The 17,854-nt window shown below is 35.0% G+C and carries 11 protein-coding genes; 4 read left to right on the top strand and 7 right to left on the bottom strand.

Features of this window, described 5'->3' with window-relative positions; genetic code table 11:
• Positions 1-21: 21 nt before the first annotated feature.
• Together QMA06_RS00370 and gltB are read right to left on the bottom strand one after the other, a co-directional pair.
• The gene (locus QMA06_RS00370) at positions 22-1,485 is read right to left on the bottom strand and encodes a glutamate synthase subunit beta (protein WP_290204900.1); all 1,464 of its coding nucleotides are present in this window, start codon (positions 1,483-1,485) and stop codon (positions 22-24) included.
• Between the two features lie 82 nt (positions 1,486-1,567).
• The gene (gene gltB, locus QMA06_RS00375; protein ID WP_290204901.1) at positions 1,568-6,082 is read right to left on the bottom strand and encodes a glutamate synthase large subunit; all 4,515 of its coding nucleotides are present in this window, start codon (positions 6,080-6,082) and stop codon (positions 1,568-1,570) included.
• Positions 6,083-6,552: 470 nt separating this feature from the next.
• Here gltB and QMA06_RS00380 point away from each other — a divergent pair, with 470 nt between their 5' ends.
• The 3 genes from QMA06_RS00380 to QMA06_RS00390 all read left to right on the top strand — a co-directional run bounded on the left by QMA06_RS00380 (position 6,553) and on the right by QMA06_RS00390 (position 8,995).
• On the top strand, positions 6,553-7,356 hold the full coding sequence (locus QMA06_RS00380) for an outer membrane beta-barrel protein (protein WP_290204902.1): 804 nt from the start codon (positions 6,553-6,555) through the stop codon (positions 7,354-7,356).
• A 62-nt stretch (positions 7,357-7,418) separates the two neighbouring features.
• Positions 7,419-7,757 carry a P-II family nitrogen regulator gene (locus QMA06_RS00385; protein ID WP_290204903.1) on the top strand — a complete coding sequence of 113 codons (339 nt, stop codon included), beginning with the start codon at positions 7,419-7,421 and terminating at the stop codon, positions 7,755-7,757.
• 5 nt (positions 7,758-7,762) lie between these two features.
• Entirely contained in the window at positions 7,763-8,995 is a 1,233-nt protein-coding gene (locus tag QMA06_RS00390; protein ID WP_290204904.1) for an ammonium transporter, read from the top strand.
• A 209-nt stretch (positions 8,996-9,204) separates the two neighbouring features.
• On the opposite strand, the gene QMA06_RS00395 is transcribed toward QMA06_RS00390, so the two are convergent.
• From QMA06_RS00395 to QMA06_RS00415, 5 genes are read right to left on the bottom strand one after another with little or no spacing between them, the layout of a single operon-like run.
• Positions 9,205-11,787 carry a phosphoenolpyruvate carboxylase gene (locus QMA06_RS00395; protein ID WP_290204905.1) on the bottom strand — a complete coding sequence of 861 codons (2,583 nt, stop codon included), beginning with the start codon at positions 11,785-11,787 and terminating at the stop codon, positions 9,205-9,207.
• Between the two features lie 5 nt (positions 11,788-11,792).
• Positions 11,793-12,911, bottom strand: coding sequence for a 3-isopropylmalate dehydrogenase (gene leuB / locus QMA06_RS00400; RefSeq protein WP_290204906.1), 1,119 nt, complete (start codon positions 12,909-12,911; stop codon positions 11,793-11,795).
• An 8-nt stretch (positions 12,912-12,919) separates the two neighbouring features.
• Positions 12,920-13,510, bottom strand: a complete 591-nt coding sequence (gene leuD, locus QMA06_RS00405; protein WP_290204907.1) for a 3-isopropylmalate dehydratase small subunit — start codon at positions 13,508-13,510, stop codon at positions 12,920-12,922.
• Positions 13,510-14,898, bottom strand: a complete 1,389-nt coding sequence (gene leuC / locus QMA06_RS00410; RefSeq protein WP_290204908.1) for a 3-isopropylmalate dehydratase large subunit — start codon at positions 14,896-14,898, stop codon at positions 13,510-13,512. The genes leuD and leuC overlap by 1 nt, the downstream gene beginning before the upstream one ends.
• Before the next feature lie 55 nt (positions 14,899-14,953).
• Positions 14,954-16,129, bottom strand: coding sequence for a 2-isopropylmalate synthase (locus tag QMA06_RS00415; RefSeq protein WP_290204909.1), 1,176 nt, complete (start codon positions 16,127-16,129; stop codon positions 14,954-14,956).
• 144 nt (positions 16,130-16,273) lie between these two features.
• Here QMA06_RS00415 and QMA06_RS00420 point away from each other — a divergent pair, with 144 nt between their 5' ends.
• Positions 16,274-17,824: a hypothetical protein gene (locus QMA06_RS00420; protein WP_290204910.1), complete on the top strand. Its 1,551-nt coding sequence runs from the start codon at positions 16,274-16,276 to the stop codon at positions 17,822-17,824.
• Positions 17,825-17,854 lie beyond the last annotated feature (30 nt).

Genomic DNA, 17,854 nt, shown 5'->3' on the forward strand with positions numbered 1-17,854 from the left:
AACAGAAGTAATATAAATTCCTTATAAGGCCACTAAATCGCCTTCTTCGTTTTTAGTCGCCAAATCTGATTTACCCATTAAGTAAATATCAACTTGTCTGGCTGCTTCTCTACCTTCAGAAATTGCCCAAACGATTAAAGATTGCCCTCTTCGCATATCTCCTGCTGTGAATATATTTGGTATGTTAGTTTGGTATTTTCCATAACTCGCCTTGTAGTTAGAACGCACATCTCTATCTAACCCTAATTGATCTGCAATTGTAGATTCTGGACCTGTAAAACCAAGTGCCAACAATGCTAAATCACACTTCCAAGTTTTCTCTGTACCAGGAATTTCAATTAATTTTGGACGCTCGCCAGGAATCATTTCCCATTCTACATTAACCGTTTTTAAAGCTGTTAATTTTCCTTTAGCATTAGTAACAAACTCTTTAGTATTGATTAACCAGTTACGCTCTACCCCTTCTTTATGAGAAGACGATGTTTTTAATTGCAACGGCCAATATGGCCAAGGTGTTGCTGGCGAACGATGTCCTGGTGGTTTTGGCATAATCTCAAAATTTACTACCGATTTTGCAACTTGACGATTTGATGTACCAATACAATCACTTCCCGTATCACCACCTCCAATTACAATCACATTTTTACCAGTTGCTAAAACTTGATCTTTTATTTTCTGTCCGAAAACAGTTTTTGTCTGCTGCGTTAAAAAGTCCATAGCTTGCACTACTCCATCTGCATCAATACCAGGTGTTGGTAAACTACGTCTTTCAGTTGCTCCTCCACAAAGCACAACAGCATCAAACTTTTTCAACTCTTCAACATCGTAATTCACACCAACATTTACATTGGTTTTAAATACAATGCCTTCTGCTTCAAGAATCGCTAAACGACGATCTATGATGCCTTTTTCCATTTTAAAATTCGGAATTCCGTAGCGTAATAATCCTCCAATAGCATCATCACGCTCAAAAACAGTGACTGTATGACCAGCTCTATTTAATTGTTGTGCAGCCGCCAAACCAGCAGGTCCAGAACCAACGACAGCAATCGTTTTTCCTGTTCTCACTTTTGGTGGTTGTGGTTTTATCCAACCTTCTTTAAAAGCGCGTTCAACTATATTTTTTTCGATATTTTCTATTGATACTGGATCTTCAATAATTCCTAAAACGCATGCTTGCTCACAAGGTGCAGGACACAAACGACCTGTAAATTCAGGGAAATTATTTGTGGAATGTAAAATCCAAGAGGCTTTTTGCCACTCACCTTGATGCACCATGTGGTTAAAATCTGGAATGAGATTACCAAGCGGACAACCACTATGACAAAATGGAATTCCGCAATCCATACAACGTGATCCTTGCTCGGTCATCTCTTTACCCTTTAAAGGAACCGTAAATTCATTATAATGTTTTACACGATCCTTTACGGGTTTGTATGACTCATCTTTTCTTTCGAATTCTTTAAAACCTGTTACTTTTCCCATTTTATTCCTGCGAAAGCAGGAATCTCTTCCATACTTTCTAAATTTAAATTCCTATTCTTTAACTCTTCAAAACAGCGTAACACTATGCTATTTCTAACTCTTCAACCATTTGTTCTTCTGTCTCTAAACGCTTCAATGCACGTTTGTATTCCGTAGGCATTACGCGTACAAAATGCTTCAAGCTTGTTTCCCAATCATCTAATAGCGATTTTCCTAAATCACTGTTTGTATATTTTACGTGCTTCTCTATCATTGCTTTTAAATCGTTTGCATCTTTCTTCAGAATCTTTTCAAACTCTATAGTTTCGGTATTACACAAACCATTTTTAAACTTGTTTTCTGGATCGTATACATAAGCGATTCCTCCACTCATTCCTGCAGCAAAGTTTCGTCCTGTTTTACCAAGAACTACTACTTTTCCACCTGTCATGTACTCACAACAGTGATCTCCTACACCTTCTACAACCGCAGTTGCACCAGAGTTTCTAACTGCAAAACGCTCGCCTGCAATTCCGTTAATGTAAGCCTGACCTTCAACAGCTCCAAACAAGCACACATTACCAATAATGATATTGTTCTCTGCTTTGAAATCTGCCTTTTCAGGTTTCTTTACAATTAATTTGGCTCCAGACAAACCTTTACCTAAATAATCATTGGTATTTCCTTGAAGGTTGAATGTTAATCCGTGAGCTCCAAAAGCTCCGAAACTTTGTCCGGCTGAACCTTCAAAATGGATATTTAAGGTATCTTCAGGTAATCCTAAATGACCATATATTTTCGAAATTTCGTTACTTACAATTGCTCCAACAGTTCTATTAGTATTCTTAATAGGATACGATAATGTCATTTGCTCTTTTCGGTATAAAGCACGATGTGAATCTTTCAAAATTCTGAAATCTAAAACACTATCTAAGTTGTGTTCTTGTTTCTCAGTATTTTTAACCGTCATTTGATTATAGACTTCTGGTCTGTGTAAAATTGAAGATAAATCTAGGCCTTTAGCTTTGTAATGCTTGATGGCTTTATTGGCATTAATTTTATGCGTTTGACCAACCATTTCTGCCATTGATCTAAATCCAAGTTCTGCCATAATTGCTCTTAATTCTTCTGCGATATAATAGAAGAAATTAATAACGTGCTCTGGTGTGCCTTTAAAGTTTTTACGCAATTCTTTGTCTTGTGTTGCGATACCAACAGGACAGGTATTTAAATGACATTTACGCATCATAATACAACCTGAAGCGACCAAAGGTGCCGTGGCGAAACCAAATTCCTCAGCTCCTAATAAAGCTGCAATAGCAACATCACGACCAGTTTTTAATTGTCCATCACATTCTACAACAATTCTACTTCTTAAATTATTAAGTACTAAAGTTTGTTGCGCTTCTGCTAAACCAAGTTCCCATGGTAAACCAGCATGCTTTAACGATGTTAAAGGTGATGCTCCTGTTCCACCATCGTAACCTGCGATGAGTACAACATCTGCTTTTGCTTTTGCAACACCAGCTGCGATGGTACCAACACCAACCTCAGAGACTAATTTTACATTAATTCTAGCATCTCGATTTGCATTTTTAAGATCGTAAATTAATTGTGCTAAATCTTCAATAGAATAAATATCGTGATGTGGTGGTGGCGAAATTAATCCCACGAATGGTGTTGAGTTACGAGCCGCAGCAATCCAAGGTAGTACCTTTTCGCCTGGCAACTGACCGCCTTCTCCAGGTTTTGCACCTTGAGCCATTTTAATTTGAATCTCTTTAGCATTGGTTAAATAATGCGACGTTACTCCAAAACGACCAGAAGCTACTTGCTTAATTGCAGAGTTTCTGCTATCTCCATTCACATCTGGCTGAAAACGTCTTCTATCTTCTCCACCTTCTCCAGAATTAGATTTTCCTCCAATTCTATTCATGGCAATGGCTAAATTTTCATGTGCTTCACGAGAAATTGAACCATAAGACATGGCTCCTGTTTTGAAACGTTTTACAATTTCTGTCCAAGGCTCTACTTCTTCAATTGGAATAGGATCGATATTATTAAATTCGAATAAGCCTCGAATGGTCATTAAATTTTTTGATTGCTCATTGATGTTTTTTGCATACACATCATAACTCGCTTGATCGCTTAAACGAACCGCTTGTTGTAATTTGGCAACCGTTGTTGGATTAAATAAATGTTTTTCTCCATTTCGTCTCCATCGGTAATCGCCACCAATATTTAACCCTAAACGTTTATCTAAAACATTACTTGGATACGCATGTTTGTATCGTTTATCAATTTCTTTTTCGATTTCATACAACCCAATACCTTCAATTCTTGATGCTGTATATGGGAAATATTTTTCTACGAATTGTGAATTAAAACCAACGATTTCGAAAATTTGAGAACCTCTATACGAACGTAACGTCGAAATACCGATTTTATTCATCACTTTCAGAATTCCTTTTCCGATGGCTTTATTGAAATTATCAACTGCTTTCTGCTCGTCCATATCAGTGATAAAACCATCTGTCACTTGCATTCTGATAATTTCGTTAACCATATAAGGATTTACAGCAGATGCGCCATAACCAAATAAGGTTGCGAAATGATGTGGCTCACGTGGTTCTGCAGATTCGATTATAATATCGAAATAGGAACGCTTACGTAAACGGTTCATTTGATGACTCACATAGGAACACGCTAACAGCGCAGGAATTGGCGCCATTACCTTACTTACACCTCTATCTGATAAAATGATGATATTGGTTTTTCGAGTCAGCGCTTTTTCAATTTGAATAATAATATCATCTAAAGCATCTTCCAACCCGTTAAGTCCTTTATCTTTTTGATATAATAATTCAACAGTTTCAGCTTTAAAACCTTCCACTTGAATATTTCTAATTTTTGCTAAATCGTCATTTGAAATTACTGGGTTCTGAATTTTCAACTTTCGACATTGTCTTTCTGTAATGCTGAAAATATTTCTATCCTTTCCTAAAGAGAGACTAATATCTGTTACAATTTCTTCTCTAATTCCGTCTAAAGGCGGATTAGTTACTTGCGCGAACAACTGCTTAAAGTAGTTTGAAATTAACTGTGGTTTGTTTGATAACACAGCTAAAGGTGTGTCTATTCCCATGGAACCTAAAGCTTCTTTGGCTTTTTGCGCCATTGGTGTGATGACCTCTTGAATATCTTCGTACGTATAATTAAACAGACGTTGTCTTGTTTTAATATCTAACAACTCTACAGGACACGTTTCGCCTGTGTATGGAATATCTTTTAAATGCAATCTCGTCTTATCTAACCATTCTTGATATGGTCTCTCCTTAACGATTTTACTTTTTATTTCTTCGTCATTAATAATACGACCTTGGTTCATGTCTACTAAAAACATTTTACCTGGCTCTAAACGACCATGACTTTGTACATCTTCAGGATCGATATCAACAACTCCAATTTCCGAAGACATTATTAGTTTACCACTTTTGGTAACCGTATAACGCGATGGCCTTAAACCATTTCTATCTAAAAGTGCACCTATATAATTACCATCTGTAAATGGCACAGAAGCTGGACCATCCCAAGGCTCCATAATACAAGCGTTGTAATCGTAAAACGCTTTACGCTCTGGCGACATGGTTTTATGTTTTTCCCATGCTTCTGGAATCATCATCATCATGACTTCTGGCAACGATCGTCCAGTATGCGTTAATAATTCTACTACCATATCCATAGATGCCGAATCTGACTTTCCTGGTAAAATGATTGGGAATAATTTATCGATTTGCGGACCGAAAACCTCACTTTTCATGATTTCTTCACGCACACGCATTCTACTCACGTTTCCACGAAGGGTGTTAATTTCTCCATTCTGACACATAAATCGGAAGGGTTGCGCTAATTCCCAAGTTGGCATTGTATTAGTTGAAAAACGTTGGTGCACTAATGCCAAACGCGTTACCAAATCATCTTCTTGTAAATCTTTATAATAAGGCCCTATATCTTCTGGCATAATAATACCTTTATATATAAGTGTATTCATGGACAAACTAGATACATAGAAATATGAACTTTGCGACATTTTTGATTGTCGTACAATATGCTCAGTAATTTTACGTGCAGCATAGAGTTTTGCTTTAAAGTCTTCTTCGGATACTTCATTTGATTTACCAACGAATAGTTGTTCAATATTTGGCTCTGAAGCCAAAGCGATTTCTCCTAGTTGCGTAGAATCTACAGGCACCTCTCTCCAACCTATAACCGTTAGCCCTTGAGCGAGAATTTCTTTCTCAAAATGATCCTTACAAAACTTGTATTGATTTCTATTTTTTGGCAAGAACACCATACCTACAGCATACTTCCCTTTAACAGGAACTTTAAAACTACAAACACGCTTAAAATAGGCATGTGGAATATCTATTAACAAACCTGCTCCATCACCCGTTTTCCCATCAGCACTTACACCTCCTCGATGCTCTAATTTTACTAATATTTCTAGTGCATCATGTATAATTTGGTTTGTCTTTTCGCCCTTTAGATTACAGATAAATCCTGCTCCACAATTTTCGTGTTCAAATTCTGGCAAATAGAGCCCTTGTTTCTTCAGCATAATTCCCAAATTTTATAGGTTTTTACACCTTATTACTACTCTAATATAGATTCAAAAAACTGATTATAAAAATTGTACAAACACTTTTCCCAAATCGATAATAATGTGGTTGTTGAATGAAAATTTTGCAATAATTACGGATTATACTACCAATTGAATAATAAATATTTTTCAATAAAAATTGATTTTTAATGCGAAAACGATTTCGTTAAGACTTATAACTTAAGAACTATTTAATAATATCTCATTTTTACTTCGAAATATGAAAACCCAAAATATCGATATAATAAAAAAATACCTTTAAATAACTTTAACCCCTCTTTTTAATGGCTCAAAATCACATTTTCATAAAAATTAAATATATACCCTGTTTTTTAATGGGTATACTTCAATATTACATAGTTTTGATTGAGGTTAACGTTTTAAAAACAGTAATTATTAAAAAAAATTTCACTTTAACATCATTATCAATGTCATTAGTACTTTATGCACAAGATTATTCTGGAGTAATTGCTGTAAATAAATTCATTTTTAGAGGTAGTGTTGATGCCTACTGGAACGTATCAGAAAGCACCACTTTAATATTCGGCCGTTTTAATACGTTTTTAGGTTATGAAGTTCTTGCCCCAGTTGTAAACTTTAACTATAGCACCTCTTATTTATTTATTAACAGACCTTTCTCACATCTCGGACTAAAAGTAGATATTGCCTTATCTGAAGATTTTAGCCTAATGCTCGCTGTTATGAATCCTTGGGGCACCAATGACACCACTACAACAGGAGACTATTCTTTTGGAGCTCAACTAGGTTACAAAGGACAAGTTCTAAATTCATATTATGATAATGGCGCTAATAACGGCTTAAGTTTCAAAGTCGATAATACTGGTGGTTTTGAGGTATCTGAAGAAATATTCTTAGGAATTAACGCTGCTCATCAAAGAACTTCTTATTTATTTGATGACAACGGCGATGTACTGAGCGATAATTTCGCCAATGGACTCTATGACGCTGCTCTATACTTCCAATATTCCATGTCTAACAAATTAGCACTTGGCTTAAAAAGTGAATATTTTGGATATTATGCTGAAGAAGATGATGACTTACCAAGTGTATTCGCAGCAACTTTAACAGGTTACTATACTGTAGACAGTCACTTAATCATTAAACCTGAACTTGGATTAGACGTTTGGAGGAATTGGGACGATCGTTATTTTGACGCTGACGGAGAGGCTTCAAGTAGTTTAGGAGCATTAGCAGCGATCTACACCTTTTAAAATTTACTCACTAAACATTTATTAAGATTTCCTCTTTCGTGGAAAATAAAAAACCAGTTTTTATGAAAAAAATCGAAGCAATAATTAGAAAATCCAAATTTACTACTGTAAAAAATGCTCTTCATGAAGTCGGAATAAACTTTTTCTCTTATTGGGATGTTACTGGACTCGGCAACGAACAAGAAGGGCATGTTTACCGAGGTGTGTCTTATAGCACAAGTGATATTCAAAGACGTTATTTATCAATCGTGGTTAATGACGATTTTCTAGACGTAGCCATAAAAGCTATACTAGATTCTGCATCTACAGGAGATGTTGGCGATGGTAAAATCTTCGTTTCAAATATCGAAGAATGTTATAGAATACGAACAGGAGAAAAAGGAGGAACCACTTTAAAATAAAACACATGGAATTATTAACTATAAATAATGTATGGATGATGATCTGTACAGCACTCGTGTTCTTTATGCACTTAGGATTTGCATTTTTAGAAATCGGATTAACACGTCAAAAAAACACCCTTAATATTTTATTTAAAAACATTTTTATTATCACAGTTGGTTTATTACTCTATTGTTTAGTTGGATTTAACCTCATGTATCCAGGAGATTTCAATGGATTTATAGGTTTCGCAGGGTTTGGCTTAGACTCTCCCTTAACCGCTGAAGGAACACTAGATTTAACCTATAATGAAGGTTATACTTACTGGACGGATTTCTTATTCCAAGGAATGTTTGCCGCTACTGCTGCGACTATAGTTTCCGGAGCCGTTGCAGAGCGAATGAAAATAGGCCCTTTTATGATGTTCACCGTAATCTATGTTGGATTAATATATCCAATAGCCGGTTCATGGAAATGGGGAGGCGGTTTTTTACAAACTTTAGAAACACCATTTTATGATTTTGCAGGTTCAACATTAGTACACTCTGTGGGTGGCTGGGCTGCTTTGGTTGCAGTATATTTATTAGGATCTAGAATTGGTAAATTTAAAAATGGAAAACCACAAGCAATACCTGGACATAATATTCCGTTAGCAACTGCTGGTGTTATCATTTTATGGCTGGGCTGGTTTGGATTTAATGGTGGCTCTGTATTATCCGCAGACCCAAGTCTAACATCGTTGACATTAGTTACTACTTGTTTAGCCGCCGCAGCTGGTGGTGTTGTTGCCGCCCTAGTTTCTACATTAAAATATAAAAATTTAGACTTAACAATGTTTCTTAATGGTATATTGGGAGGTCTAGTTGGTATAACTGCTGGCGCTGACCAAATGAGTCCAACCGACGCCATTATTATTGGTGCTGTTGCAGGAGCAACTATTGTTTTTGCCGTAGCATTGGTAGATAAAATTAGATTAGATGATCCTGTTGGCGCTATTGCCGTTCACTTAGCATGTGGTATTTGGGGAACTTTAGCTGTAGGAATCTTTGGTGCGCTAGCTAGTGGTGCACAACTTGTAAGTCAATTTATTGGTGTCGTTTCTTACGCTGGGACCTGTATTACATCTTCTTTCTTAATCATTTTTATTTTGAAGAAAACGGTTGGAATTAGAATTTCTGAACGCGAAGAACTAGAGGGTCTTGATGCCCATGAGCATAGCATGTATGCTTATCCAGATTTTAGACTGAACGAACACTAATATTAAGGATTTAAATTGTTGTTTATATATTAAACTAGTTGTTAGTGAAAACCCTTTGGGCTTATTGCTTGAAGGGTTTTTCATTTCACCTATAACTGTTTTTAATCAAAAGAATCCTGCCATGTTTTAAAACTTAGCAGGATTTTACTTTCTATTATTCTTTAAAAATTATCAATTATTGAAACTTAACAAGTCTAAAAATCCATTCCTTACGCCGAATTACGACTCGCATTAATATTCCCAAATAATGAACGCGTAACCATATTAGCGTAAATCTTCATTTGTTCATCATCTGGTTTTACACCAGCCTTTTCAAGCTCTTGAATTTTCTTTAAGGCATATTGCTGAATGGTTAGCAAAGGCAAAACAATGGACTCCCTAACTGCAATGGATGCTTTACCCGCAGGCTCTTCTTCCATTAATTCTTTATAACCTGTTAATTTTAGTATGAGACGTTTTGATGTTTCATATTCGTTATAAATAATTGTCCAAAATTCGCCATATTCAGTATCTTCTGCCATATATCTTGTTAAATCAAAAAAGGATTTAGACAAGGACATCATACTGTTTTCAATTAAGGTTTTAAAGAAATCAGATGTTTTAAATAGCGTTTGTACTTTTTCAAACTCTCCTGAATCTTCATAATGTTTTAAGGCTGTTCCAACGCCAAAAAATCCAGGAACATTTTGCTTTAACTGACTCCACGAACCAACAAATGGAATGGCTCTTAAATCTTCGAATACTAAACCTTCAGCTTTACCACGCTTAGATGGACGACTACCAATATTAGTTTTTGCATAATATTTAAGCGTACTCATGTGTTCTAAATAGGGAATAAACTTTGGATGCGCTTTAAAATCTGAATAAGCTTTGTAGCTACGCTTAGACAAATCTGTCATAACCTCTCTGTTCTCTGGAGTCATACTTAAATCTTTATTGCTAAGACTATTTCCAATTCCAGAACTTATTAATTGCTCCAAATTATATTGCGAAGATTCTAAAGTCCCAAAATTAGAACTTATCGTCTGCCCTTGAATAGTGAGCTGCACTTCTTCATCTTCAATCGTTGGTCCTAAAGACGCATAAAAATTATGTGTTTTCCCACCTCCACGCGCAGGTGGCCCACCACGACCATCAAAGAAAATCACTTTAATACCATGTTCTCTAGAGACTCTGGTTAAATTTTCTTTGGCTTTATATATCGCCCAATTCGCCATTAAATAACCCCCATCTTTGGTGCCATCACTAAAGCCTAGCATAATGGTTTGCCGATTTCCTCTAGATTTTAAATGCGCAGCATATTTAGGATTTTTGTATAATTCTTCCATCACGGCTGGTGCATTTTCTAAATCCGTTATCGTTTCAAAAAGTGGTCCAATATCAACCGTTAATTCATCTTGAAATGCAACTAACTTTAACATAGTAAACAGTTGCATGACATTAAGGGTGGTTTGATTATTACTTATAATATAACGATTCGCCGCTTTTTCGCCATTGGTTTTCTGAATGGCTTTTATCGCTTTCATCGTATTTAAAGCTTTTAAAGTTTCTGCATCATTAATTAAGGACAAATCAACTTCCCCTTCTACTTTAGATAAAATCTGTACCTGTTCTTGTTCTGATAAATCGAAATAATTTTTTGGGAGTATGTCGCTTCCGCTTTCTATTAAAGCTTTCACCATATCGTTAAAAAACTGGTGGTGTTTTCTACTATCTTGGCGTATGTCTAAATTCGCAAAATGAAACCCAAATAAATGCGTTTTATTAATTAAACTATTTATTTCTTCTACATAAAGCGACTGATGGTTTTCTACAATAATCTGTTTAACCGCTTTTAATTCTGAAATAAAATGATTTAGCGTTAAGTCGGAAGCTTCATTTGTAATAATGCTATAAAGTTTGCGCTCCAAATTCATCATTCTATCTTCTACTCCTTCAAAAGTTAACTTTCGCTTTAGTTGCCTTACATTTCTGTAATAATTCTTTATTATAGAGAGTCGTAATCTTGCAGCAACCTTCAAAGTGATTTCTGGAGTTACAAATGGGTTTCCATCTCTATCGCCACCAGGCCAGAAACCAATATTTATAATATCGTTATCTATTTGTTTTCCATCGAAAATATTTTGTTGAATGTAATCGTAAATCGATCCAAAAGATTTATAAAATACATTTTCTAAATACCAGATTAAACTCACAGCTTCATCAAAAGGTGATGGTTTTTCGTGCTTGAAAAAAGGGGTTTTACCTAATTGTGCTAGTAAATCATTAATTCTCAACAAATCATTCTGACGAATGGCCTCTGTTAAATCGGTAATAATTCCTAAAACTGAACCTGGATAAAACTGTGTAGGATGTGCCGTTAAAACAATCCGCACTTTAAATTCTTCAAGGTATTTCTGAAGGGAATCTAACTTATTTTCTGCTGTCGTAGATTCTTTCAGACTTCTCAAAGTCCCAATACCATCCATGTTATTTACCACCGGAAAAGCAGCATCCTCAATAGCATCGAATAAAACAACTTGTCGTTCTATATATTGAATAAATCGAAACAATAAATTAATCTGACTTTCTGGTGAACGTCTGGCTTGATATTTCTTGAAAAATGATTCAACTATAGCTGTTGGGTTTTCTTTATTTGCAAATCCTTTTTGACAAGTTTCGTGAAATAAAGGCAATAAGGCTCCTGTTTTTGTCACACTATCAAACGGCAGCGTCATAAATATACTGTTATATATCTGATATTTTGATAGAACATTTTGATTGAATCGTGTAAGCTTTGGTTGTGTAGGCATTTAATTTATATGATTGTAGATTGTCCTAAGTGGATGTTAGTAAAATTCATGTTGGTATCGCTCGGGTTATTAATAAAATCTTCGATAAACTCACCAACTTTTCCCGTGGTTACATTGTCGTATTTTGTATTTATATCTGGTGTTGAAATATTAAGTTTTAATGATTTATCGACTCCCAGGCGTATCAACTCCGCCTCAGAGAATAAACCAAAATGTTCTAATAACATGGCTGCAGATAAAATAGAAGCCACAGGATTGGCAATTCCTTTTCCCGTAGCTTGCGGAAATGACCCGTGAATAGGTTCAAACATTGCGTATTTTTCTCCTATCGATGCTGAAGCAAGTAAGCCAATAGAACCGCCGATAACGCTAGCCTCATCACTAATAATATCTCCAAACATATTTTCGGTTAAAATTACATCAAATTGTTTAGGATTCAATATCATTTGCATAGCAGCATTATCTACAAATAAGAAATCTAAGATAACATCTTTATAGTCTTCTGCAATTTCAGCCACCACTTTTCTCCAGAGTCTTGAAGTTTCTAGTACATTGGCTTTATCTATTAACGTTACTTTATGCTTTCGCATTTGTGCCGCTTTAAAAGCCAAGTGGGCAATACGCTCAATTTCTTTCCGTGAATATTCACATAAATCCGAGGCCACATTACCATCCTTACTCAATTGTTTTTCACCAAAATAAATGCCACCTGTTAATTCACGATAAATACTAATATCTGTACCTTTAATGATATGTTTCTTTAATGGAGATTTATCTAGTAATGCCTCATAAGCTTGAACTGGTCTAATATTAGCAAATAGACCTAATTCTTTTCTCAGTCTTAAAAGTCCTTGTTCTGGTCGCACTTTTGCAGAAGGGTCGTTGTCATATTTCGGATGCCCAATTGCTCCAAATAAAATAGCATCTGTAGACCGACATAAATCTAAAGTTTTCTCCGGTAATGGATTATTATACTTATCTATTGCTATTGCACCAACATCTGCATTGGTAAATTTAAAATTATGGTTAAATTCTGAAGCAATCGCTTTTAGAACTTTTACGGCTTGACTGGTTACTTCTGAACCAATACCGTCACCTGGTAAAACGGCTATATTTAACTTCATTGTGTTATTTAATATATTTTCTGAGCTTCAAAAGTCTCAATTTGTTCTTTATGATTTATAAGATAATCAATGTCATCATAACCATTGATCATACATGTTTTTTTATAGGCATCAATTTCGAAATTCTCGGATAATTCTGAATCCTTAATTGAAATAATCTGTTTTTGGAGATTAACTACTAATTCTGTCTCTGGATTGGACTCAATTTTATGCATTAAGTCACTTAAAAATTCTGGTGACACCTGTACTGGCAACAATCCATTATTTAAAGCATTGCCTTTAAATATGTCAGCAAAAAAACTAGACACGACTACTTCAAATCCAAAATCTGTAATGGCCCACGCTGCATGCTCTCTACTCGATCCGCAGCCAAAATTATCTCCGGCCACTAAAATGCTTCCTGAATATTTTGAATCATTTAAAACAAAATCCGTATTTATGGTTCCATCTTTATGGTATCTCCAATCTCTGAAGACATTATCACCAAAGCCTTTTCTATCCGTTGCTTTTAAAAAACGCGCAGGTATGATTTGATCGGTATCTACATTCTCAATATTTAATGGAATGGCCCTAGATTGTAATGTTGTAAATTTCTCCATTAATTTAATTGCTTTGAAATATCTATAATTTTACCTTCTACTGCAGTTGCAGCAGCCACTAAAGGACTTGCTAAAATGGTACGCGACCCCTGACCTTGTCGTCCTTCAAAATTCCTATTGGAGGTTGATACACAGTATTCCCCTTGTGGAATCTTATCGTCATTCATAGCCAAACATGCCGAACACCCCGGCTGACGCAATTCAAACCCGGCTTCATCAAAAACAGTTTTTAAGCCTTCTTTTATAATCTGTGTTTCAACTTGTTTACTTCCTGGCACCAACCAAGCTGTTACATTATCCGCTTTTTTCTTTCCTTTTATATAGTTTGCAGCAACTCTAAAATCTTCGATTCTAGAATTGGTACAACTCCCTATAAACACAAAATTGATAGGCTTATTAATTAAACTTTCACCAGCTTCAAAATCCATATAGGCCAATGATTTTTTAAATGATGGGTTTTCATCAACCGGGATATTTTCAGAAATTTTAATACCCATGCCTGGATTTGTGCCATACGTAATCATGGGTTCTATATCTTCTGCATCGAAGCTATATTCTTGGTCAAATTGTGCGCCGTTATCTGTTGGTAAAGTTTTCCAATAGACAACTTTCTTTTCGAAATCATCTCCTGTTGGAGCAAATTTTCGTCCTTTTACATAGTTGAAAGTAGTTTCATCTGGCGCAATCATACCTCCTCGCGCACCCATTTCTATACTCATGTTACAAACGGTCATTCGGCCTTCCATACTCATGTCTTCAAACACATTTCCTGCATATTCACAGAAATAGCCCGTACCCGAATTGGTGCCTAATTTTGAAATAATATAAAGAATGACATCTTTTGGTAAGACGCCATTCTTTAATTTGCCATTAACGGAAACCCTTAGACTTTTTGGTTTGGTAATCAACAAGCATTGACTTGCAAAAACTTGCGCTACCTGACTAGTTCCGATACCAAAAGCAATAGCTCCGAAAGCACCATGTGTCGACGTATGACTATCACCACAGACCATGGTTAAACCAGGTTGTGTAACCCCTAACTCAGGCGCCATTACATGGACAATTCCATTATATTTATGTCCCAATTCATATAATGTAATATTGTTTTTTTTACAATTTTCAGAAAGCTGCTCTAATTGTTTTCTCGATAGTGCATCTTTAATGGGCTGATCTTGATGTAATGTTGGAGTATTGTGATCTGCCGTAGCCACAATTTGTTTAGGTCTGAAAACCGGAATACCACGATCTTCTAATTCATTGAAAGCTTGCGGACTTGTTACTTCGTGAATTAAATGTTTATCAATATATAAAACCTGAGGACCATTGGTTATATTACTTACCACGTGAGAATCCCAGACTTTATCGAATAATGTTTTTTTTGTTGTCATATTTATTTTCCGCGAAAGCGGTAATTTCTTTTTTTAGACATGTGTCTATTATGGGTTAGGCTGAAATTATCTGTTGATACACCTTGCTCGTTTCAATAATTTGATGAATATCATTATCATTTATTTCTTTCTTTCTATCTGCAAAATTCAAAAAATTAGAATACACTTCATCTAACTGAAGTTTTGTTAGTTCATAACCTACATTTTTAGCTCTATAAGCCAACGCCGCACGTCCACTTCTTGCGGTTAAAACTATAGCCGACTTAGTAACCCCAACATCTTTAGGATTTATAATTTCGTATGTGGCTCGGTTTTTTATAACCCCATCTTGATGAATTCCAGAACTGTGAGCAAAGGCATTTGCACCGACAATAGCCTTATTTGGCTGGGTATAAATTCCCATACTATCACTTACTAATTGACTTATTCCGTATAGCATTGACGTATTAATGTGAGTATCTAAGTTGAGATAAGGGTGTTGTTTTAACACCATTACCACTTCTTCTAATGCTGTGTTTCCTGCACGTTCTCCAATACCATTAATGGTACATTCTATTTGTCTTGCTCCATTAATAACACCTTCAATAGAATTTGCAGTTGCCAACCCTAAATCATTGTGGCAATGGCAAGATAAAATTGCTTTTTCTATACCCTTAACATGCTCTTTTAAGTACTTAATTTTTGCACCGTACTCACCTGGTAAGCAATAACCTGTAGTGTCAGGAATGTTTAAGACCGTTGCACCGGCCTTAATAGCAGCCTCACAAACTCTAGCTAAATACTCGTTATCAGTTCTACCCGCATCTTCAGCGTAAAACTCAACATCTTCAACAAATGATTTCGCATATTTTACAGCTTCAAAAGCCCGCTCTATAATAGACTCTCTATTCGATTTAAATTTATGAATTATGTGTGAATCAGAAGTACCGATACCCGTATGAATTCTCGGTTTTACAGCATACTTTAACGATTCTGCAGCCACCTTAATATCGTTTTGAACCGAACGGGTTAACCCACAAACAGTTGCATTTTTTACCATTTTTGAAATAGCCTCAACTGATTTAAAATCGCCAGGACTAGATACCGGAAAACCGGCCTCTATAACATCGACACCAAGCGCATCTAACCGTTCTGCGATAAGTACTTTTTGTTCTTTATTAAGTTTGCAACCTGGAACTTGTTCCCCATCACGCAAAGTTGTATCGAAGATTTGTATATTGTTATCAGACATATATCAAAATATATTTATAGTATTGTCTTACGAATATATGTTTTGATCTAGATTCGAACTTTGACTCATGAGTTAATTTACGATGTTCAGTCGCTCAAATAGATTGTATTTATTTGATTTACAGTTATATAAACTTGTTTTCCATTGACAACTAAAGACCAAAAAGATAATTTATTTTCTCTCATTAAGTCATTGACCAAGTCCGAGAAACGACAATTCAAACTTTATGTAGGCCGACTTGGGGTGAATTCTAATTCTAAATTTTTAAAACTTTTTAATTTTTTAGATAAAGCAAAAGGTTACAACGAAGATTTAATAATAAAAAGTGGTATAGTAAAAAAACAGCAGCTATCTAATGTAAAAGCACATCTATATAAACAAATTTTAATAAGTTTAAGACTTAACCCCTCACATCAAGATCTACGCTTACAAATTAGAGAACAGCAAGATTTTGCTGCAATTTTATATCACAAAGGACTCTACAAACAAAGCTTAAAAATTTTAGACAAAGCCAAAGAACTCGCGATTATAAACGAAGAAAAAAATTCAGCTTTTGAAATTGTTGAACTCGAAAAAGTTATAGAGTCTCAATACATTACCCGTAGTATCAGTACCCGAGCAGATGAATTGGCTATTCAAGCTAAAGAGCTCAGTTCTCTTAATGTTATTGCAAGTAAGCTTTCTAATTTATCACTTCAATTATACAGCAATATATTAAAAACAGGCTATGTTAAAAATGAACAAGAGGCCAATATTGTTATCAATTATTTTAATGAACGATTACCTAAATTAAATTTTGACACCTTAGGTTTTCGTGAAAAATTATGGCTATATAAAGCCAATTTATGGCAAAGTTTTTTACTTCAAGATTTTTTGAACTGTTATAAATATGCTTCAAAATGGGTAGATTTATTTCACCAAAACCCTAGCATGATTAATCTCAATCCTGTTTTCTATTTAAAAGGAAATAATTATCTTTTAGAGTCTTTGTTCTTTATTGGAAACAAGCCAAAATTCATAAACAAATTAAAACAATTTGAAACCACCGTTCACAATACAAAATTTAATAAAGACGAAAATGTATCTGCTTTAATATTTCTTTACACCAACTTTCATAGTATTAATCAACACTATATTGACGGTAGCTTTGAAGAAGGGTTAGCTGTAATTCCGAAAATTGAAAAAGAACTGATTCAGTATAAAGAGCGTATTGATCCACATCATAAAATGATATTTTATTACAAGTTTGCCAGTTTGCACTTCGGGGCCGGTAATAATAAAGCCTGTATAAAATATCTCGATAAAATTATTTCTAATAAATCCCTTTCAATGCGCGAAGATTTACTCTGTTTTTCAAGAGTATTAAATCTTGTGGCCCATTATGAAGCCGGGTTAGACTATCATTTAGAATCCCTTTTAAGAAGTACGTACAAATTTTTAATAAAAATGAATGACTTGCATGAAGTGCAAAAGGAAATGATAAAATTTATTAGAGGACTGCAAGATATTTATCCTCACGATCTTAAAAATGCGTTTAAGGAATTGCATACAACCCTAAAAACTTACGAGGACCATCCCTTTGAAAGACGAGCATTTCTCTATTTAGATATTATTTCTTGGCTTGAAAGTAAAATTGAAAACAAGCCTGTTGGAGAAATTATCCAGACTAAGTATTTGTTAAAAAATACGCTTTGATTGTCAGAATATCATAAAAAAATATAAAAA

This window comes from Winogradskyella bathintestinalis (assembly GCF_030407435.1).
Lineage (GTDB): Bacteria > Bacteroidota > Bacteroidia > Flavobacteriales > Flavobacteriaceae > Winogradskyella > Winogradskyella bathintestinalis.

What these genes read in the sequence shown, in the direction of transcription:
- leuC (WP_290204908.1), bottom strand. Translation starts at nt 14,898, where the DNA reads ATGACAACAAAAAAAACATTATTCGATAAAGTCTGGGATTCTCACGTG.
- leuB (WP_290204906.1), bottom strand. Translation starts at nt 12,911, where the DNA reads ATGAAGTTAAATATAGCCGTTTTACCAGGTGACGGTATTGGTTCAGAA.
- QMA06_RS00370 (WP_290204900.1), bottom strand. Translation starts at nt 1,485, where the DNA reads ATGGGAAAAGTAACAGGTTTTAAAGAATTCGAAAGAAAAGATGAGTCA.
- QMA06_RS00390 (WP_290204904.1), top strand. Translation starts at nt 7,763, where the DNA reads ATGGAATTATTAACTATAAATAATGTATGGATGATGATCTGTACAGCA.
- QMA06_RS00380 (WP_290204902.1), top strand. Translation starts at nt 6,553, where the DNA reads ATGTCATTAGTACTTTATGCACAAGATTATTCTGGAGTAATTGCTGTA.
- QMA06_RS00395 (WP_290204905.1), bottom strand. Translation starts at nt 11,787, where the DNA reads ATGCCTACACAACCAAAGCTTACACGATTCAATCAAAATGTTCTATCA.
- QMA06_RS00415 (WP_290204909.1), bottom strand. Translation starts at nt 16,129, where the DNA reads ATGTCTGATAACAATATACAAATCTTCGATACAACTTTGCGTGATGGG.
- gltB (WP_290204901.1), bottom strand. Translation starts at nt 6,082, where the DNA reads ATGCTGAAGAAACAAGGGCTCTATTTGCCAGAATTTGAACACGAAAAT.
- leuD (WP_290204907.1), bottom strand. Translation starts at nt 13,510, where the DNA reads ATGGAGAAATTTACAACATTACAATCTAGGGCCATTCCATTAAATATT.
- QMA06_RS00385 (WP_290204903.1), top strand. Translation starts at nt 7,419, where the DNA reads ATGAAAAAAATCGAAGCAATAATTAGAAAATCCAAATTTACTACTGTA.